The sequence below is a fragment of the Flectobacillus rivi genome (genome assembly GCF_030056655.1).
Taxonomy (GTDB): domain Bacteria; phylum Bacteroidota; class Bacteroidia; order Cytophagales; family Spirosomataceae; genus Flectobacillus; species Flectobacillus rivi.
Genome location: NZ_JASHIE010000004.1, coordinates 243,389 through 264,059, shown reverse-complemented (window position 1 = coordinate 264,059; position 20,671 = coordinate 243,389). Strand labels below are relative to the sequence as shown.

Here is a 20,671-nt window from a genome sequence, read left to right as displayed (position 1 = left end):
TCTATAAATTCATGAAACTCATTCATAAATCAACGAATCTATAGTAAAGTCAAAAGTAAAAAGTTTTCACGATACATTTGGAAGAATTGACCATTAAAATAGATATGGATAGGATTTATCTTTTAGGGGTAATCTTATATATTTTCAGAAGACTAAGGAATATGAAATCTCTGAATAGTTTAGAGCTAGTGACGATAACAATTCACAATCTATCTTTATAAATCACCATTTATGTATTAACACTTGGTTAAGTGTATCTCATAAAAGTAATTTTATCCTAAAAGAAAGTTCAAAAATAGCCAGAAAAGATATTATGAGAATAGGACATTACAATGTAGCAAAATTAGTACCATTCATTATCATAGAATTAATGATAATTTCAAGTTTACCTAAATTTATTGGGACTCAGTTAGTGAAATTCAACTTCAGTTCAGAACTTATTGAGTTTCTTAAGATTCTGTCTCCTACAACTATCATTGTGGGTACTTTATATGTCATTAATAATTTCTTGTGGAAATACCCAGTTATAAACCCATTTTTGATAGATGTTCCAGTTATTGAAGGTAGCTATGAGGGCTTAATACAAATTGAAGATTTAAGCGATTTGAATAATAGTGATTCTTCAAGTGTAACAGTTGATATACGACAAACAGGAACCTCTACCTACATTACGCTAAGTTCACTCAAAGGAAGTGATTCCGAATCTAAAGTCGCACATTTTGTAGAGGAGAATGGAAAGTGGTCATTAATATTTTACTATTCAAATAAGAATTCGAAAATTCCTGGAAATATTAACAGATACGAAGGAGCAGCTAATTGGAAAATTCAAATGGAGAAATGTAAGAAAATAAAGATTGTTGGTCGTTTTTTTACTGATGAAACAAGAAAAACTTACGGTACAGTTGAGTTAGAAAAAGTAGACTAAAATAAGTCTAAATCAATAAACAAAAAAAGGTTCAAACCTATCCAGTCTTGAACCTTTTTTTGTAATGTTATTTGTGATTAAGTAAGAGAACGCAATTTGACTACAACCATTTGATTATCTTCAAATAACGAATATACTATTAACTAATAACCTCTTCTTACTTATGACAAACTTGCCAATGTCTCTTTCACTGTCTCAGCCAAAGGAGTAGTTGGGCGACCGATTAAGGCTGATAATGTTTTAGAGTCATCAAACAAATCTCCTTTCGATGCACTTACATCCCAACTAGCAATAGCTTGTGCCAAAAACTCAGGTAAACCGAAGCTAGTCAAAATCTTAGCATATTCTGCCTCAGGAAGATTAGCATAAGGAAGTGTTTTGCCAGTTTGTGCCGAAATTTCAGCCGCTAAGTCTGTCAAAGTATATGATGTATCGCCTGCCAATTCGTACACTTTTCCGTCATGACCTTCTGTTGCTAATACGGTAGCTGCTGCTTCTGCAAAATCGATACGGGCTGCTGATGAGATTTTGCCATCACCTACACTACCGATAAATGCACCACCTGCCAAAGCGCCACCAATTGAACCTGCATAATTTTCAGTGTACCAACCGTTACGAAGAATTGTATAGGTTAAGCCTGATTCTTTCAAGTTTTTTTCTGTTGCAATGTGTTCAACAGCCAAACTCAAAGTTGAAGTATCTGCATGTAAAACACTTGTGTAAACAATTTTTTTCACACCAGCTTCTTTAGCTGAAGCAATTACATTGGCATGTTGTGCTTCACGTTGTCCAACTTCGCTACCTGAAATCAACAAAAGTGTGTCAATACCTTTCAAGGCTTCCACTTGTGACTCTTTGTTACTGTAATCAAATGCTTTTGCTTCTAAACCTAAATCGCTTGCTTTTTCAGGTGTACGAACCAATAATACAATATTTTCTGAAGCTACTTTTTGTTTTAAACTCTCTACAACTAATTTACCTAATTGTCCTGTAGCTGCTGTAATTCCGATTTTCATTTTCTTAATCTGTTTAAAGTTTTAAATGAGCAACTGACTTAAATTTTTCTTCAAATCAACTGCCGAATTGATATGACAAAGGTAGTATGACGCTCTGTAGCATTCATTATCAAAATAAGCGTATATAGTGTAAAAATCGGAAAGTTGATTTTGAGATGGATTGAAGTGAGATAATCTTTGAATTTTTCTATTGATAAATAAACAAAATCTATTTGGTGAATTGTAAAGATTTTAGAATAATGATTTTTGGCAGAGATTATCAAGAAAGATATTTGAAATGATATTTGCTCTAGTATTGGAAAAACAGAGTTTTGAAGGAGCCTAGGAAATTGAAAGATTCAATATACACAAGTAAACTGGTAGACTAGTGTTAAAATAAGAATTTATAAAAAAGCTTTACTACAAGCACCTCTGAAAGATTCAGGCGTGTTTTGGACATATTTTTTGAAATACTTATAAAAATTAGTGGTTTCCTCAAAACCAGCTTGGTAGGCAATTTCTTTGATAGACAAATTTGGATTTGTCAGTAGGCGTTTGATTTGCAAAATCACAATCTCATCTATAAACTGTTTCGCTGATTTATGAATGATTGTTTGAGTAATATTATTGATTGTTTTGGTACTGAGATTCATTTTTTGTGCATAGTCTTCTACCTTCTTTGTCTCCAAACAATGTGCCTCCACTAAGGCTTGCAATTTCACAAACTCAGGCAGATATTTTCGATTCTGTAATTGTAATGCAGAGAGTGATTTTTGACGAAGTAATTTGTTGAGAAAAATATGCAATAAAGAACTGACGATAGGAAGGGCATACTCGTCTTGTAGGTTATTATACTCTTGCGCTATTTCAGCGATTAAAGGAACAAAAAGCTCATATTGCTCACTATCTAACTCAGTGAGAGGAGCTGTAATCAATTCATTAAAAAGCTGTAAGCATTTAGTAGCCTCTGATTTTTCGAAAAACTGGATAAAGAAATCCTCGGTAAATACAAACAGAAATCCAGTACTGTCAGAATAATGATAACGATGAATTTGATCTTTTCGAATCGTTAAAACGGTACCTTTTTGATAAGAATAATCCACGAAGTCGATCGTATGTTTACCAACACCCGAAGTACAAATCAGAATAGTATAAAAATTATTTTTCTGATAATTGATTAAAGATTCTCGAATTTCATCTAGTTGAAGTAGATATTCCAAATTTAACAAGTCAAACTGACTTGCATTGCGACGGTTATCGTAATTGATAAGTTGGATGTTTTGTTTCATTAGAAATTGGTCAATATCTTACTCAATAACTCAAATTTAGTAGAATTGATTTCAAGATGCTAAACAAAATCCAAAACAAAAATCCCCTCGTGAGAGGGGATTTACACTTAAAAACTAAAACTAACATTTGCCATTAATCGTCTTGGCATTTGTGGTTCGATAGTGGTCCAACCACTGAAATATTGTTTGTTGGTGAGGTTGTCTAGTTTGAGTCCGAAACGCATTTTTGAAATGCCATAAAATACTGAGGCATTCAATACGGTATAGCTTGGTAGCGTAAACACGCCCGTTACCGAACTGTTGGTAATGAGGTTTTCGCTTGCGTAGTTTCCACCAAAACCAAAACCTAAGCCTTTTGCTTTGCCATTTAGTAAGGTATAACTCGCCCAGAAATTGGCCAAATCTGCAGGTCCAGCGCTTACTGGACGACGGTTAAGTAAACTTTCGGCAACTTTTGTCTGCTTACTATCATTGTGCGAATAGCCCAAAATTACATTCAGCCCTGGCATTGGGTTGGCAATCAAGTCAAATTCGATACCTTTACTAATCTGAGTGCCATCTTGAACAGTGATATTGTAAGTTTTTCCATCACGAACAAGTACATCCGCACGAGTCATGTTGTTGACTGTAATGTCATAGTAGCTAGCTGTAAAATTGATACGGTTTTGCCATAAATCAACCTTAATACCACCTTCAAATTGGTTAGCCTGCTGAGGTTTGAAGGTTCCACTAATGTCTGCCAATGGTTGTGTTACTGGCGCCACATTTCTGAAGCCATTCATATAGTTTCCAAATACAGCAATTTTATCTTTGATGACCTGATAAACAACCCCTAGTTTTGGCGAAAAAGCATCTTGGTTATAATTACCTGAGGTTACACCTGTAGCAAAGTTGGTAGTTCCGACGGTTTCAAAATGGTCATAGCGCAAACTTGCCATTACCATCAATTGCTCTGTGAGGTTGAATACATCAGAGGCATAAATCCCATAGGTATTGCTCACAGCCTTGGTTTTGGTTGGTGCATTGTTGGCAGCAATTTTGGCATCCAAAGCTTGTTTGGTCAACAAAGGATAGCGAGGGTCGTTGCTTTTACTCGTATTTACTTGGTCAAACAGAATATAGGCAGTGTTGTAATTGAGTGCTACTTGTTGTAAATAATCAAATCCAAACAGGAATCTATTTCTGATTTTACCAATATTGAAATCACCAATAAAGTTTTGCTGTAAATTGGTTGTAGTAACCGTTGAGGTCAAGTCTGCGATGTATCTGCTTACCAAGGTGTCGTTATTTGCTTGCAAATACATGATGTACGAATAATACCCGTCTGACTCTCTTACACTTTTGGCTATATTGGTTTGAGATGTCCATTTATCAGAAATTTTATAATTCGCCTGACCGAAGATATTCAGCGTGTTGTTGGTAATGGTAATATCATTGCTTGTGTATGAGCGGTTGTAGTCAAATTGTAGTTCACTAGGATTGGTAGCAATGAGTTTACGAGAGCGGTTCAAGAAAATCATCAGAGGGTTTGTACCCGTTTGAGTCATGTACTCGGCCGTGATGTTGACATTTAATTTATCATTTACCTTGTAGCTTAAACTAGGAGCTACAAAAGTACTTTTTCTAAATCCAGCATCCTGAAAACTTCCTTGATATTGATGTGAACCATTGACACGCATCAACAGCTTATTTTCTTTATCGAGTGGCGTATTGACATCCAAACTGAGTCTACTCAAATCATACCCACCAATCGAATAGGATACCTCTCCACCAAAAGTCTCATAAGGCTTTTTGGTTACGATATTTAAAAGACCGCCAAACGAAATCAAACTACTGCTAAAAAGCGTTCCTGATGGTCCTTTAATACTCTCGATTCGTTCGATATTAGCTGGGTCAATACCACCATTGGTTTGTCCTGCAACGCCATTCACCATGGTCGGCTGTACGGCAAAACCACGCATCGAAAAGTATCCAGCACCATCGCCACCACGACCTGTTGCCGACCACAGACGATTCACTCCTGGGGCATTTTTAAGGGCATCATCAAAACTTATAATCATTTGCTCTTTTAATAATTCCTTTCCGATACTGTTGTACACTTGAGGATTCTCCAAGTTTTTTAGTGGCATTCTTGCAATATAATCTGTTTCTTTTTGGGCAAATTTATTCACTCCTCCCGAAACAATGACCTCATCTAATTGCTCTGCGCTTTCTTTTAAGGTAAAGTTTAGTCTTGAATGTTGACCAGCTTTAAGTTCAATTTTTTGTTCTTGCGTTTCCAAACCAATCAAACTTAATTTCAAGGTATATTTTCCGGGTTTAATACGCTCAATACTATACGTGCCACTCGCATCTGTTAAAGTACCACGGTTAATTTCAATGAGTTGGACACTTACATACGCTGCTGGCTTGCCATCAGAGGTTTTGATATTGCCACTGAGTTTTGCACGTTCATTTTGGGCAAAAGAATGCCCAAGGCTTAGGATACCTAAGACCAAAAGATTTAAAAGTACTTTCATCATTTTGTTACATTAGTGAGTGACAGTTTCTGTCAAAATTTGTTTTTTGCTTGATGTTACATTTTTCTTCTTTCGACGACCCCACCAAATGAGGAATCCGCTTATGGGTAGACTCGCACAAATCAGACTTACCACAAAGGCCAATATTTTAGACCATATTCCAAAAATTGACCCTACATGGACATCGTAATTGGCAGCAATGGCTTTTTCTCCTAGATTTTTGTCTTGATGTTTGTGCACATGTAGGAGTTTACCAGAATTTTCGTCGAAAATAAGATTATGATTTTTATGGTAAGAGTAGGATAATTCTTTCACAAAAACCGATAGATTTTCATGTTTATGGTCGTCTAAATGGGCTTGCCCCAAATCAATGCGATAGCCATAAGCATGAGGAAAGCGTTGTTCGACTTGTTGTGAAATTCTGTCGATAGTTTGAGCACTTCTCTGCTCAATCGGTGCCGAAGTTTTGTAATTTGAAAAATCAGGATACTTGATTTGTCCTCCCGAAAATGTAAAATAGATTAAGGCTTTTACCGCAAAGAATGAATAGAAAATACCCGTTATCGCAATAATTAAGGCAAAAAAGGAAGAATAAAACCCTAGGACATTGTGCAAGTCATAATTTTTGCGACGCCAGTTTTTGACATTTTTCCAAGAAAACCAAAAACGCTGTTTAGCGGCTGATTTGTTTTTGGGCCACCACAAAATAATCCCCGAAATCAAGGAAATAATAAAGATTAATACTGGAATACCGACGATGTATTTGCCCCAATCATTTCTCAATAATAAGCTCCAGTGAATGAATTTTACGATATTAAAAAAGCCATTTTTCTCGTCAAAGACCGCCAGTACTTTTCCCGTAAATGGGTTGACGTATGCAGTTTTATATATCACTAATCTGTCAAAGTAATTCCAACCATTCTTATTGGATTCATGATAGACAAACTTATAACTCTGCGCTTTATTCAGTGGAATTTCGACCCAATGTAAAGGATACCTTTCATGCGTTTGCTGATTGACCAGCGCTTCTATTTTGCGGAGTGGGAGCGTATGCTTTTGGGCAATGTTTGGCTCATGGTGATATTTATACTCCTTCCGAATGATGCCTTGTATTTCCTCCTTAAATACATACATGGCTCCAGTAATGCTTACAATAAACACAATAAGACCAGTGCTTAGGCCAAGCCAAAGATGAAGTTTCCCAATAGTTTTTTTGAAAGACATGATAGATTTAGTTCAAAAGCATTGTATTTATTTAGACTTATTAAAAATAATAACACAAAGTAAAGGTGCTAATTTTTAAAAAGCAATAATTATTTAGAATTATTATAAATAAAAAAAGTGCAATCTGAACGTATTAGGATAAATTTTAGAATTGTCTGACTTCTTCCTTGATTTTAATCCATTCTCCTTGTTTTTTTTGATAGGTAAAAATAAACCACTTTTCGACAGAGTGTACAGTTAATTCAATATGGGCATTGTTTTCTGCTATTTTGAATGAATCAACTGAGATATAAAATTTTGGATGACGCCAATCACTTTTCCAACTACCTAATTGTGTAGAATCCTTGAGAGCTATGCCAATTCTTTGATTTTGAAACAATATATTTTGAGCCGTCTTTTTATCAACAATAGTATCTAAAACCAAAATTGGAGGAGTATTATGGAAAGTAAAAGAAAGCTCTTTTCGAAATACTTCATCATTGAGTGATTGATTTAAAATGTTGATTTTATCATCACTTTGCTTCCCTTTGGAACAACTCCAAAGAAATATAATTATCAGGCTTGTGATTGACTTTAATATTACCGTGTTCATATCCCGTAGCTTTTCATAATGATAAACTTACTTGTTTTTAGTCAAATTTGAATTTCTGAACAATGGGTCTATAAGTTTTTCAGAAGAAATCCGTTTTGAAAGAAGCGGTTCTTGAAGTTTAGATGTATAAAAGATAGATAAGAGCTAACGATTGATACATTAATATTTTTGTCTCAATACTTTCAATTCACGACATAGACAAATGATAAGCCTTCTCACATTTTTCCTAACTCACTTTTTATTTACGGAACCAACGCAATATTACCAACTATCTGCCGAGGCTTTCAGTAAGTTGCCCCAATTACAAATGCCCATAAATCCTGTTACTCCTGACTATGAATTGTTAGATGCCGCGATTTTTCATCAGACTAATTTGATACGGAAAAAATATGGTTTACCTCCATTCAAACTAGGAGAGGGGCTTTATCGTGCTGCCCGAAATCATTCGGAGGCAATGATTAATAAAGATTTTTACGACCATCAAAATCCTTACAATAAAAGTCTTCGAAATTTGGATGACCGAGTGGAACAATTTGACAGGCGCTACTTTGAATTAGCCGAAAATATTGCTGAAATTGATTTGATAGATACTCCAAATGATTTTTGCCCCGAAAGGATGTCCAATGGCGAATATCGATATATGGATTGTCGTACACATCGACCTTACAAAATGATGTCTTATGGGACATTTGCTGAAGAAGCACTTCGTTTGTGGATGGAGTCAAAACCTCACAGACGTAATATTTTACACCCCGAAATGCGCCTTATTGGATGTGCTGTGCAAATCTGTAAACGTCCCTACTCGACCGAAGAAGGTCCTTTTGCTAGACTCACCCAAGATTTTGCTTCAGAACCCTTACCCGAATAAAAACTTTAAGTAGTGCCAAACTATGCGGGTATTTCTTGTGTTATCCAAAAATAGACTTAAGTTGCAGGAAGTTGTGCTATCTTTTGAAAAAGTGACCAAAAAATGCCTGTTTTTAGGTATCTTTGTCAGATAGCACCAATAAAAATACAGTTTCTCTGCATATTGGCAAAGCCCGCTTTCCCATAAATTACGAATAAAAGGTTCTTCATTGTTGGCATTTGCTGACAGAAAAATCGAGAGGTATTTAGTGGTTGGATTCGAAGAACCAAATGTTTGATAAGTCCATCTATCTCATCCTCTGTTTATTGCAATTATTGATTCGTAACTTTTTGGGTTATTTATAGAGAATTGTATCAAAATAAGTAAACCACTGGTGCGAGATAAAAATGACTTTTGGCAAAATTAAAATGTATTTGTGCAGGAGATAAAGAAATATTTGCCCAATAAGGAAAAAAGTCATTTTGTTATATCTCAAAATTGATTTGATATACGAAGACAGAAATATAGACCAATGAAATTAACATTTTGGGGTGCTTCGAGACAAGTAACAGGTAGTATGTACCTGCTTGAACTCGAAGACGATTACAAGATTCTGATTGATTGTGGTACGGACATGGAGCGTGAATTGGATTTTACGCAACCCGTTACTGGTTATCAACCGTTCTTCCCCTTCGAAGCTGCTCAGGTCAATTTGGTTCTGTTAACTCATGCACATATCGACCATTCAGGAAACATTCCCATGTTATACCGTGAAGGTTATGAAGGACAAGTGCTATGTACGCCTCCTACGGCCGAATTAGCGGAGATTCTTTTGTACGATGCGGCGAGTTTGAACTACAAAAAACTGAAGCAAGCTGAAGGAGATAGTAAGAAGAAGAAGAAAAAAATGGACCGCTTGATGGTAAAGGGGGATCTTTACCTACAGAAAGATGTCGAGGATACGATGAGTAATTTTGTTACGATTCAGTTTAACCGACGCTTTAAAGTCAAAGATGGTGTGTGGATTACCTTTGTCCCTGCAGGACATTTATTAGGAGCAGCCCACATTATATTAGAGACATTAGATAACGGAGTAAAGAAAAGTATTTGTTTTTCTGGAGACATCGGTAGAGATAATTACCCTCTTCTGTTAGACCCGTCAAGCGAGTTGCCTGAGACTGATTATGTGGTTTGTGAAACAACCTACGGTGCGCGTTTGCACGAGGATAAAATCAGCCCAGAAGATGCTTTGGCTAAAGTGATTCAACGAGCTTGTATCGATTTGCCAGGACGTTTGATTATCCCAGCATTTTCTGTAGGACGTACACAAGCTTTGCTTTACACGCTCAATAAGCTTTATACCGAACGAGGTTTCAAGCCTATCAAAGTATTTAGTGATTCGCCTTTGGCGTATGCGAGTACAAAGATTTATCAGAAGAATGTTCGTCAGTTGAACAAGGCTGCTCAAGAGTTTTATGAAGAAAACGACGGTTTGTTTGACTTCGAAAACCTACAGTATATTCAATCTGAAAAAGCAAGTAGAGCTATTTCGAATTATACCGAGCCTTGTATTATCATTTCGGCATCTGGTATGGTGTCGGGGGGACGTGTCGAACAACATATTGCTGCCAATATCAATAATGTGTACTGTACCATTTTATTAGTTGGTTTTGCTTCTGAAGGTACTTTAGGATGGAAATTGATGCACGGACAAAAAACACTTCGTATCAAAGACGTTGAATTGCCTGTTTTGGCAACAGTCGAGAAAATCGATGTATTCAGCGGACATGGCGACCAAAATGATTTATTAAAGTTTGTTGGAAAGCATAAACCAGAGCGTGTGAAAAAGGTTTTCCTTGTGCACGGCGAAGAAGAAAGTATGGTGACCTTCAAAGGAATTTTGGAAGAAAAAGGTTATTCAAATGTAGAAATGCCTGAAAAAGGACAATCTTACGAGCTATAAAATCAGTTTCTGATTTGAGTTGTCGAATCAGAATAATAACACATATAAAATTATATAAGGCGGTCGAAATAGGTTTTTCGATCGCCTTTTTTGTAGTAAAATCATGCTGAATTATTAGTGGTGCATTAACTGCCACAACCGCTACATCCACCACTACAACCACTGCATCCGCTACCACAGCCACTGCACCCGTGCCCACCACCGTCACCTGCATGTCCAGCGTCGCCACTATCGGTAAAAAATGTAGCTCCACATCCTGAGTCTACTTTCGCTCTTTCATCATGATTTGTGTTTGAGCCTTGTTGTGAGGCTAAAACAATAGCTACTAGTATTCCTATGATACCAGAAATTGCCCAAAAGATACCAGAACCTGATGCACGAACAAATAAGAACAAACAACCAATTATGAAGAATGAAATAAGGATAGGGTTAATCGAATTGAAGAAGGTGTTTTTTGGAATCAACCAGTAGTTATTGGTATCTAATCGTTGGAATTGTTGTTTCCCAAATCGCTCTTGATGTGGTCGCCAAATATCTTGTGGAGGAGCAATATCGAATATTTCTTGATAAAATTGTAAACTTTTACTGTAGTAGTTATCGAATTTGTGGGCTTCTTGATTGCCACCTTCTGTAGGGTTGTGGTGTATTTGTTTGTGTAGGATGTTTTGACAAAAATCTATCCAATAAGATTGCGTGTAGGTCAGGTGTAAATGCCAAGCTTGGTCAACTTCATCAGATGGGGTAATAGGAGTGGGACTAATACAACAGAGAAAGATAAATTTTTTGTACTCTTCAATGACTTTTAATGCATAGCCATGCGTCCAACCATTTTCCCGTGCAAGCCTTTTTGAAAAGGGAAAAGCTACATTTGGAATATCCAATTCAAACTGTTGGATACGTTTCCATAAATCCAGGTTTTGTTGAGGAATCATAAACAATAGAGGTTTTATTTCTATATAAAATATATAGATTATATTCGGTATTTCCAAATGTTTTACTTAATTTTTGTATAGGGGAAATAAGCATAAATCATTCCTCATTTAGCAATTTAGTGATTTAGCAGATGTGTGGTTAGGTGAAAATTTGTATTCTGGCAGTAGAGACGCAATGATTGCGTCTTAAGCAGTGTTATTTTAAAATATAGCATCAAAACATGAGTCATCCCAAATTTTTAGGATTGGGATTATTCTCCACATTTTTATCAAAAAAGCGGTCGAAAAATATTTTTCGACCGCTTTTTTGATGCTACTATGCATGATTTTACTCAGCTTAAGACGCAATCATTGCGTACAAATTTTCACATAATCACTCACTCGCTAAATCACTAAATTCGGGATGACTCATGTTTAATATAACCTAATCCTTAAAATTCAGAATGACTCATATCTGATTAATTAAGGTTAAGCTTTATACTACAAAAGAATTAAGAACTAATACGCCTATCAAACCCATAATCCCAACAATCGTTTCCATTACCGACCAAGTTTTGAAGGTATCCTTAATGCTCAAGCCAAAGTATTCTTTAAACATCCAAAAACCTGTATCGTTAACATGCGAGCACATCAAGCTTCCTGCACCAATCGACAGAACCATCAACTCAGGGCTTACTTGTGTGGTAGCCATCAACGGCTGAATAATACCTGCTGCTGTTAAGCCTGCGATAGTCGCCGAACCTAAAGCTATTCGGATAATGGTGGCAATTAACCAACCTAAAACTAAAGGAGATAAAGTCGAGTCTTGAAAGGCAGTAGCTATATCTGTTCCGATGCCACTATCAGTTAATACTTGTTTGAATGCGCCACCTGCTGCAATAATCATGATAATCATTGATGCCGAACTAATAGCTCCTCCTGTTTTTTCCATTAAATATTCCATCGTTTTTCCACGACGAACGCCTAAAAATATCAGAGCAAAAGTCACAGCAATCAACATAGAAATACTCGGGTCACCCAAGAACTTCAAATAATGGTGTAAAGCTGAGTTGGTGTCCATACTCAACTCGCTTGCGGTCGCCATTCCCATTAAAACCACAGGAATCAGGGCTGTCAAGATACTCAAACCAAAGCTGGGCATCTCTTCTTCTTTGAATTGTTTGGTTTCGAACAAACCTTTTGGAGGATTTGAAGAGATATTTTTGATAAATTCTGGAAAAACTAAGCCCGCCATAATCAAGGTAGGAACGGCTACCATTAAGCCATAAATTAGCGTTTTGCCAATGTCTGCCTTGAACAACACAGCAATCGTCGTAGGACCAGGGTGAGGAGGTAAAAAACCATGAGTAACCGATAAAGCTGATGCCATGGCGATACCTACATAAATCATAGGCTGACCAGTGTTGAGTGCTACGGAGAATACCATCGGCATCAAAATCACGAATCCTGCATTATAAAACATGGCAATACCCACCACAAAACCTGTGAGTAATACCGCTAGTTTGACTCTTTTTGCTCCAAAATATTGAATAAGTACTTGACTAATTCGTTGAGCAGCCCCACTTTCTGAAAGTAAACTACCCAGCATGACTCCTAAGCCAAGAATTAGAATCAGTGAGCCAAGCGTACTTCCAATTCCTTTTTGGATAGAGGCTAGAATATCAGCCAAAGGCATTTGTTTGGCAATACCCACCAAAATCGCTGAGAAAATTAAAGAAAGAAACGCATTGAGTTTTCCAAAAGTAATGAGGATTAGAAGTAATAAAATACTTAATACTAGGATTAAAATAGACATGTTTGAAGGGTTTTATGTATTTACTGGGATAGTAGGCCAAAAATAACATAAGTAGCGTATTTTCTCTAAAAAATAGAACTTTTTTAATAGGGTCTTAGACGAATAGCGCTAATTGTCCAAAAATGTTAATTTTTGAGAAAAAGCACTTCTTCACATTATTTGAGAATTGTATAAAAACTAGAGAAAAAAATGGTTGTTTCATGAAATTATCCTAAATTGCCCAAACGATTTATCAAAAAAATAAAAACAAATCAGTAAAATACATTTTGTAAAATACTAGATAAGTGCTTCATTATGAGGTGTTAATATAGTTTGAGTTAGATTAGCTACTTGAAAAATATGATTATTTCGTGTTGCGAAAGGTCTTTTTGACTAACTTTGAGGGCTAAAAATCTTCCTAACGTAAGGATTGTTATTACTTAATCTATGCTCAAGCAAAACTTGGGTATGCGATAAATTCAACAACAAAATGCGAACTCTCTTGGATTTTGAAAAACCGATAGCCGAATTAGAAGCCAAATTGGCAGAAATGAAAAAATTGGCGATTGATAATAATGTAGATGTATCGACAGCTGCGGCTCAATTGGAAGCTAGCATTGAAGAACTCAAAAAAGAAACTTTCTCAAACTTGACTCGCTGGCAAAGAGTTCAGCTGTCTCGTCATCCTGAGCGCCCTTATACCCTCGATTATATCGAGCACATGTGTGATGAATTCATCGAGTTGTTCGGAGATCGTACAGTTGCAGATGACAAAGCCATGGTTGGTGGTTTTGGTAGAATTGGTGAGGAAACCTTTATGATCATTGGTCAGCAAAAAGGTCGTAACACCAAGCAACGCCAGCTTCGTAACTTTGGTATGCCAAACCCTGAAGGTTATCGCAAGGCTTTGCGTTTGATGAAAATGGCTGAGAAATTCAATAAGCCAATCGTCACTTTGATTGATACTCCAGGCGCATTCCCTGGTTTAGAAGCCGAAGAACGTGGACAAGGTGAGGCAATTGCTCGCAACATCCGTGATATGTTTATGTTGAAAGTACCTGTAATCTGTATTATCATCGGTGAAGGTGCATCGGGTGGTGCTTTGGGTATTGCGATTGGTGACAGAGTATTGATGTTAGAAAATGCTTGGTATTCTGTAATTTCTCCAGAAAACTGTTCAACAATCCTTTGGAGAACATGGAATTTCAAAGAGCAAGCGGCAGAGGCATTGAAATTAACAGCCGAAGATATGAAAGGCAATAAGTTGGTTGACGGTATCATTCCAGAACCACTTGGCGGTGCTCACTTAGATTTCGAGCAGGCTACACAAACCGTGAAAAACGTAATTCTTGAAACTTACAAAGAGCTTTCTCAACTGACACCAGAAGAAAGAATCGACCAAAGAATTGAGAAGTTCTCAGCGATGGGTGTAGTAACAGAATAATCAGTAAGCAAAAATGCAACTAAAATAAGCATATTAATAAGAGGTAAAACGATGATATTACAGCGTTTACCTCTTATTTTTTTGTCTACAAAACTTCGAATCAACCGTTTATTTATTTTATGAAAAACATCATTTTTGACTTAGGAAACGTTGTTATCGACATTAACCTGAACGAAACATACAAAGAATTAGCAAAGCTTTCAAAGGACTTTTCTTGGGAAGATGGCGAAAGATTATTGAAAGAAAAGCAGATTTGGACAAACTACGAAAGAGGGCATTATTCTGACGCTGAATTTAGAGATTTACTTAGACAAGAGTTGAACATTTCAGCCTCTGATGAAGAGATCGATAAAGCTTTCAATGCTTTGTTGTTGGATATTGACCCAAATAGAATTGCTCTGATTAAGCGTTTAGGACAAAAGTATAATACCTATGTTTTATCCAATACGAGTAATATTCACATTATCGAAGTAAATAAGATTTTGGAGCGTTGTACTGGTGAAAAACGCCTTGAGGATTTATTTACTAAGTTGTTTCTTTCGTACGAAATGGGCAAAGCCAAACCTCATACTGATATTTATGAAGCCGTTCTGGCGGAGGCAGGTCTCGATCCAGCCGAAACCTTATTTTTAGACGATATGTTACCAAATTTGGAAGGAGCCGCTAAAGTGGGTATCCAAGTAAAACAAATTATTCCAAATGAGTTTACGATTTTAGATATGTTTGCAGATGAAGAATAAAACGATAGCGATTCAGTTAGTGCTGTTTGTGGTAACAGTAATAACCACAACATTGGCAGGAGCGGAGGCAATGACAGGACGCTTTTTTTTCTTTTTACCAGAAAAGGATATTCTTAAATTTCCTCAGGATTTTTGGCAGGGATTTGAGTTCTCGATTCCTTTTTTAGCGATTCTCACCTGTCATGAATTTGGTCATTTTTTTATGGCTAGGTATTATAAAATCCGAACGACATTGCCTTATTACATACCAATGTGGCTAAGTGCTTTAGCCATGAGTATTGGAACATTAGGTGCTGTTATTCGAATTCTTGATAGAACTAGAACACGCAAACAATATTTTGATATTGGGATTGCAGGTCCTTTGGCTGGATTTGTAGTAGGTTTTGGAGTGTTGTGGTATGGATTCACTCATTTACCTCCCTTGGATTATATCTACAAAATTCATCCTGAATATGTTAAATATGGAGCAAACTACGCCCATGAGATGTCTAAAAATGCAAATTTGCTTAACGGACAAATGACATTAGGAGACAATTTGTTGATGCTTTTTTTCAAAAACTATGTGGCGGATTCTGCTTTATTACCACCTAATTTTGAGTTATCGCATTATCCACTGCTTTGGGCTGGTTATCTATCTTTGTTTTTTACTGCTCTAAATTTATTCCCAATTGGACAATTAGACGGTGGACATATTTTGTACGGTCTTATTGGCAAAAAGAAGTTTAACACCATAGCACCGATAATCTTCGTTGGATTTTTGTTTTATGCGGGTATAGGAATGTACACCATTGAGGACATTCAGTCGATTGGATTTGAAGGTAGTGCTTATACCTCTGATTTAGATTTCTTCTTGTGGTTGGGTATCTATATCTTTTTCTTGAAAACTTGTCTCTCCCGAATATCTACCAACCCTCTAACTCCTTGGGTTATTAGCTTGAGTATGGTGGTTGTTCAATTTGTCATGAGTGCAACGCCAGTGGTAAAGGATTTTCAAGGGTTCTCTGGTTTTTTTCCATTTGCTTTTTTACTAGGAAGATTTTTAGGCATCTATCATCCAGATGTGGAGGAGGACTCGCCACTAGATACTAAGCGTAAAGTTTTAGGGTGGATTTCTTTAGGAATATTTATCATTTGCTTTACCCCCCATCCTTTTATGTTGATTGATATTAGTAAGTAAGCATAGAGGAAATGGCACAAAGGCACAAAGTGTTTGTTTGAATCTGATTTAGACAAATACTTTGTGCCTTTTTTCTTCCAATATTCCTGACCTATGCAATTTTTACAGTGAAATTATTTCTGTTATAGTTTTTTACTTATTTTCACTTGAAATATTAATTCACTTAAAATTATGCTAAATAAAATATTTATAATACTATTCAAGCTGGCTGGTTGGAAAGTTGAAGGACACATTCCAGTGACGCTAAAGAAAAGTATCGTAGCGGTAGTGCCTCATGCAAGTTGGGTAGATTTTCCTGTTGGGCTAGGAGCAAGGGCTGTAATTGGTAAAAAAATTGTATACCTCGGCAAAGCAGAATTATTTAAGCCTCCATTTGGCTGGCTGTTCAGGACTTTGGGAGGAATGCCTGTAGATAGGTCTAAAAATAACAATTTGGTTGATGCAGTAGTCCAAGTTTTTAATAACAATGAGACTTTACACGTAGCATTAGCGCCAGAAGGAACACGGAAAAATGTCGAGAAGTTAAAAACAGGATTTTATTATGTCGCCAAAGGAGCTAATATTCCAATTATTTTAGTCGGATTTGATTATCCAAGAAAGACTGTTTTTGTGCGAGAACCTTTTTATCCTACCAGCAACGTTGAGGCTGATTTTAAAGAAATTGCAACTTACTTTAGTCAAATACAAGGTGTCCAAAAATCTTGGATTAAGAATTATTTGGACGGGAAAAATCTCTAATTGAGTGCATGAGTGATTGAGTAATAATTTTTAGAATGACTCAATCACTCAAGCGCATAAGCTCCAACTATTTCAATAGATAATCAACCATTAAACTGCCAGCTTTTGCAGAAGCTCCTTTGTCTCCTAGCAACGCCCTCACCTCAGCATATCCTTCCAATTGCGCTTGACGTCCTTCTGGAGTTAGTATCTTCTTCAGTTCTTCTTGAACCGTGATATTATTCAAATCACTTTGAATTAATTCTGGAACAATTTTTTTCTGAGCAACCAAATTTACCAAAGAGATATATGGTACTTTAATAACCATTTTGGCGATCGCAAATGAAATACCACTGGTTTTGTAGCAAACCACCTGCGGAACATTCAACAAGGCAGTCTCCAGAGTTGCTGTTCCAGATGTCACCAAAGCAGCATCAGCCACAGAAAGCAAATTGTAGGCATCGTCATAGACCACTTTGATCGGAAAAATAGACTGCCAACGGGCATAAAGCTCTTTTGGTAAGTTGGAAACCCCTGCAATAACAAACTGATAATCTGGAAAATTATAGGCTTGCGCTACCATCAATGGTAGGATTTTAGCTACCTCTTGTTGTCGCGAACCTGGAAGAAGTGCAATAATTGGCTTTTGACCTACACGAGCTTCTTTTCTAAAATTAGCTTTAGGCTGAAAGTCTGCGATAGCATCAAAGAGCGGGTTGCCTACATAGTCTACGTCGTAATCATATTTTTTGAAAAAGTCTTTTTCGAAAGGAAAAATCACAAACATTCGGTCAACAAATTTTTTGATATTGAGCGCACGTGATTGATTCCAAGCCCAAACTTTTGGCGAAATATAATAAAATGTTTTGATACCAATAGACTTGACAAACTTAGCCACACGCATATTAAATCCTGCATAGTCAATCAGAATGACCACATCAGGCTGGTAAGCTTGAATGTCTTTTTTGCAAAACGACAAAAGTCCAAGAATAGTAGGAAGATTTTTGATGACCTCGGCAAAGCCCATAAAGGCAATGTCCTTGTAGTGTTTAACAAGCGTAGCGCCTGCATCCTGCATCATATCACCGCCCCAAGCACGAATTTGGGCGTTGGCATCCTTTTGAAGGATTGCTTTGATGAGATTAGAGCCGTGCAAATCGCCAGAGCGTTCGCCAGCTATGATATAGTATTTCATGGATGTGGGCTTTAGGCTGAGAGCTTCAGGCTGCTTGAGGAGCCAAGAATATCAGCCCAAAGCTTCACATAGTACAATTATTCGCCGTAATACTTCACTGAGTTTTTAGGCGTTTCGATTAGTTCGATGCAGTGTAGCTGTCCGTGTGGAATTTGCTCATTGAGTTTTGGCGCTAATATTTTCCAAATTTCCATGGCAAAAATTTCGCAACTAGCCATTTTACCTTGCATAAAATCTACATCGAGATTTAAGTTTTTGTGGTCAACACGCTCGATGATTTCATCTTTGATAATTTGGCTCATCACTTTCATATCAATTACAAAGCCTGTATCAGGATCTGGAATACCTTTTACAGTAACGATAAGCTCAAAATTATGTCCGTGCCAGTTGACATTTGCACATGGACCAAATACCTCACGATTCTTTTCCTCTGTCCAGTTAGGATTATACAGCCTGTGAGCGGCATTGAAGTGTTCTTTACGAACTACGTAAACCATTTGTTTTCAGTTAATTTATTCGTTTTGCGTAAAATCTTGATAATGTGTGCTAGCGGGATGTTAGTTATCAGAGAAAAATGAAAATAGAAAACAGTAATTACATTTTCTAAGTAAAAACTACTAATAACTAACCTTAGGCCAACCTTAGATTATACAAGCACAAAACTACGAGTGATGACCAGCAAAATCGCCGTGATTGGAGTTGGGAAAACGTAGCAAAACCAATCTGTGGATTAAGAACACAAAGTTAATGGCTTTTAGTTTCACAAAAAAGAAAGCTGAAAACAATCATTTTACGAAAGTCTTTAATTTGTTCAATTTATTTCATTATTTTTAGATAAGATATTTCTGTAAATCAGCCTATTACTCTAACCTCGCATAATACCCTACAAGTGTAATCTTGAAAAGTTTATATTTTTTCAAAGTTAAGTGTATTGGTTTTTCGCAAAGCTTTAGGTACTTTTGCTTACTTTTTCTAGGAATAGTTCGATTTTAAGTCTGTTTCACTAAACTTCATGATATGATTTTTGTCATAGAAACGTAGCTCTAAAAACAACTTAATTATTCTTATAAAATTACTTTGCTCCTTACCTGCATATTGGATTTTGACAATATAGATTTAATAAATAGACAGGTTCATAATAGAACCACGTAGTCGAGATACTACCTTTCGGAATTATTTATTATCCAACATGATTGACCATATCTTCCGAGTGGATTTTTCTCGATTCTCAAGAGAATCATTAGTTTTTATTCATAAATAACACATTCCAGAACCACTCAATTTTAGTTTCTATTTTATGATTATTGTTACAGGTGCCGCTGGGTTTATTGGAAGTTGCCTTATTCAACGCTTGAATGAGGACAATTTTAACTATATCATTGCTGTTGACGATTTTTCCGATGAGCAAAAGAACAAAAATCTTGAAGGGAAAAAGATTCAAGAGCGTGTAGACCGCGAACACTTTTTTGAGTGGTTGGATGCAAACTATCAAGAGGTTGAATTCTGCTTTCACATTGGTGCTCGTACAGATACGACAGAGTTCAATATCGAGATTTTCAACAAATTGAATTTGAATTACTCAAAGAAGATTTGGAAAAAATGTCATGATTACCAAATTCCATTGGTATATGCTTCTTCGGCAGCTACTTATGGTTTGGGTGAGCATGGCTACGATGATAATGAGTCTTTGATTCCTCAATTGAAGCCTTTGAACCCTTACGGAGATTCAAAGAATGATTTTGACATTTGGGCATTACAACAACAAGAAAAGCCTTTCTTCTGGGCTGGCTTGAAGTTCTTTAATGTTTACGGACCAAACGAATTCCATAAAGGTCGCATGGCATCAGTGATTTGGCATACATTTAACCAAATTCAGAAAACTGGCGCTATGAAATTGTTCCGTTCTCATAATCCTGAATTTAAGGATGGCGAACAAATGCGTGACTTTGTGTATGTAAAAGATGTTGTAGAGGTTTGTTTATTCCTAATGCATCACCGTCGTAACTCAGGTATTTATAACTTGGGTTCTGGTAAGGCAAGAACCTTCTTGGATTTGGTGAAAAATACCTTCTACGCATTGAATCTCGAGCCAAATATCTCATTTATCGATACTCCAGAAGACATTCGTGATAAATATCAATATTTCACAGAAGCAAATATGTCAAAATTAAAGTCGATTGGTTACGAAAAACCTTTCCATACTTTAGAAGAAGGCGTAACTGATTATGTGAAGAATTATTTAGCAGATCAGAAGTATTATTAGATATTAATTGAGTGATTATTTTTATTTGTAGTTACGTAATGCTTTGCGTCTTCTGAAAATGTATCATTCGAAAAC

The 20,671-nt window shown here is 36.4% G+C and carries 17 protein-coding genes; 8 read left to right on the top strand and 9 right to left on the bottom strand.

The window, feature by feature from the left end; all coding sequences use genetic code 11:
• Nucleotides 1-313: 313 nt before the first annotated feature.
• Nucleotides 314-925: a Cap15 family cyclic dinucleotide receptor domain-containing protein gene (locus QM481_RS07145; protein ID WP_283381231.1), complete on the top strand. Its 612-nt coding sequence runs from the start codon at nucleotides 314-316 to the stop codon at nucleotides 923-925.
• Between the two features lie 161 nt (nucleotides 926-1,086).
• Here QM481_RS07145 and QM481_RS07140 read toward each other — a convergent pair whose 3' ends face one another.
• The 5 genes from QM481_RS07140 to QM481_RS07120 all read right to left on the bottom strand — a co-directional run bounded on the left by QM481_RS07140 (nucleotide 1,087) and on the right by QM481_RS07120 (nucleotide 7,544).
• Entirely contained in the window at nucleotides 1,087-1,941 is an 855-nt protein-coding gene (locus QM481_RS07140) for an SDR family oxidoreductase (RefSeq protein ID WP_283381230.1), read from the bottom strand.
• A 383-nt stretch (nucleotides 1,942-2,324) separates the two neighbouring features.
• Nucleotides 2,325-3,209, bottom strand: coding sequence for a helix-turn-helix domain-containing protein (locus QM481_RS07135; RefSeq protein ID WP_283381229.1), 885 nt, complete (start codon nucleotides 3,207-3,209; stop codon nucleotides 2,325-2,327).
• Between the two features lie 107 nt (nucleotides 3,210-3,316).
• Nucleotides 3,317-5,731: a TonB-dependent receptor gene (locus tag QM481_RS07130; protein WP_283381228.1), complete on the bottom strand. Its 2,415-nt coding sequence runs from the start codon at nucleotides 5,729-5,731 to the stop codon at nucleotides 3,317-3,319.
• A 9-nt stretch (nucleotides 5,732-5,740) separates the two neighbouring features.
• Nucleotides 5,741-6,952 (bottom strand): PepSY-associated TM helix domain-containing protein, encoded by a 1,212-nt coding sequence (locus QM481_RS07125; protein ID WP_283381227.1) that lies wholly within the window; start codon nucleotides 6,950-6,952, stop codon nucleotides 5,741-5,743.
• A gap of 145 nt (nucleotides 6,953-7,097) precedes the next feature.
• Nucleotides 7,098-7,544: a hypothetical protein gene (locus QM481_RS07120; protein WP_283381226.1), complete on the bottom strand. Its 447-nt coding sequence runs from the start codon at nucleotides 7,542-7,544 to the stop codon at nucleotides 7,098-7,100.
• Between the two features lie 202 nt (nucleotides 7,545-7,746).
• Here QM481_RS07120 and QM481_RS07115 point away from each other — a divergent pair, with 202 nt between their 5' ends.
• Entirely contained in the window at nucleotides 7,747-8,412 is a 666-nt protein-coding gene (locus QM481_RS07115) for a CAP domain-containing protein (RefSeq protein WP_283369093.1), read from the top strand.
• 511 nt (nucleotides 8,413-8,923) lie between these two features.
• Nucleotides 8,924-10,354, top strand: a complete 1,431-nt coding sequence (locus tag QM481_RS07110) for an MBL fold metallo-hydrolase RNA specificity domain-containing protein (RefSeq protein WP_166553815.1) — start codon at nucleotides 8,924-8,926, stop codon at nucleotides 10,352-10,354.
• Between the two features lie 125 nt (nucleotides 10,355-10,479).
• On the opposite strand, the gene QM481_RS07105 is transcribed toward QM481_RS07110, so the two are convergent.
• Nucleotides 10,480-11,286, bottom strand: coding sequence for a glycine-rich domain-containing protein (locus tag QM481_RS07105; protein WP_283381225.1), 807 nt, complete (start codon nucleotides 11,284-11,286; stop codon nucleotides 10,480-10,482).
• Nucleotides 11,287-11,761: 475 nt separating this feature from the next.
• Nucleotides 11,762-13,081 (bottom strand): gluconate:H+ symporter, encoded by a 1,320-nt coding sequence (locus QM481_RS07100; protein ID WP_283381224.1) that lies wholly within the window; start codon nucleotides 13,079-13,081, stop codon nucleotides 11,762-11,764.
• A gap of 469 nt (nucleotides 13,082-13,550) precedes the next feature.
• Between QM481_RS07100 and QM481_RS07095 the strand changes: the two genes are divergently transcribed.
• The 4 genes from QM481_RS07095 to QM481_RS07080 all read left to right on the top strand — a co-directional run bounded on the left by QM481_RS07095 (nucleotide 13,551) and on the right by QM481_RS07080 (nucleotide 17,159).
• Entirely contained in the window at nucleotides 13,551-14,504 is a 954-nt protein-coding gene (locus tag QM481_RS07095; RefSeq protein ID WP_166553813.1) for an acetyl-CoA carboxylase carboxyltransferase subunit alpha, read from the top strand.
• 119 nt (nucleotides 14,505-14,623) lie between these two features.
• A complete protein-coding gene (locus tag QM481_RS07090; RefSeq protein ID WP_283381223.1) occupies nucleotides 14,624-15,244 on the top strand; it encodes an HAD family hydrolase in 621 nt (206 codons plus the stop codon).
• Nucleotides 15,234-16,421, top strand: a complete 1,188-nt coding sequence (locus QM481_RS07085; RefSeq protein ID WP_283381222.1) for a site-2 protease family protein — start codon at nucleotides 15,234-15,236, stop codon at nucleotides 16,419-16,421. Before QM481_RS07090 ends, QM481_RS07085 begins: the two co-directional genes overlap by 11 nt.
• Before the next feature lie 171 nt (nucleotides 16,422-16,592).
• On the top strand, nucleotides 16,593-17,159 hold the full coding sequence (locus tag QM481_RS07080; RefSeq protein WP_283381221.1) for a 1-acyl-sn-glycerol-3-phosphate acyltransferase: 567 nt from the start codon (nucleotides 16,593-16,595) through the stop codon (nucleotides 17,157-17,159).
• Between the two features lie 67 nt (nucleotides 17,160-17,226).
• Here the strand turns inward: QM481_RS07080 and lpxB are convergent, their stop codons facing one another.
• Together lpxB and QM481_RS07070 are read right to left on the bottom strand one after the other, a co-directional pair.
• Nucleotides 17,227-18,333, bottom strand: a complete 1,107-nt coding sequence (gene lpxB / locus QM481_RS07075) for a lipid-A-disaccharide synthase (protein WP_283381220.1) — start codon at nucleotides 18,331-18,333, stop codon at nucleotides 17,227-17,229.
• A gap of 77 nt (nucleotides 18,334-18,410) precedes the next feature.
• Nucleotides 18,411-18,830: a 6-pyruvoyl trahydropterin synthase family protein gene (locus tag QM481_RS07070; protein ID WP_095162818.1), complete on the bottom strand. Its 420-nt coding sequence runs from the start codon at nucleotides 18,828-18,830 to the stop codon at nucleotides 18,411-18,413.
• Nucleotides 18,831-19,630: 800 nt separating this feature from the next.
• On the opposite strand from QM481_RS07070, the gene rfaD reads away from it, so the two are divergent.
• Nucleotides 19,631-20,596 carry an ADP-glyceromanno-heptose 6-epimerase gene (gene rfaD / locus QM481_RS07065; RefSeq protein ID WP_166553808.1) on the top strand — a complete coding sequence of 322 codons (966 nt, stop codon included), beginning with the start codon at nucleotides 19,631-19,633 and terminating at the stop codon, nucleotides 20,594-20,596.
• The last annotated feature ends 75 nt before the right edge of the window (nucleotides 20,597-20,671 follow it).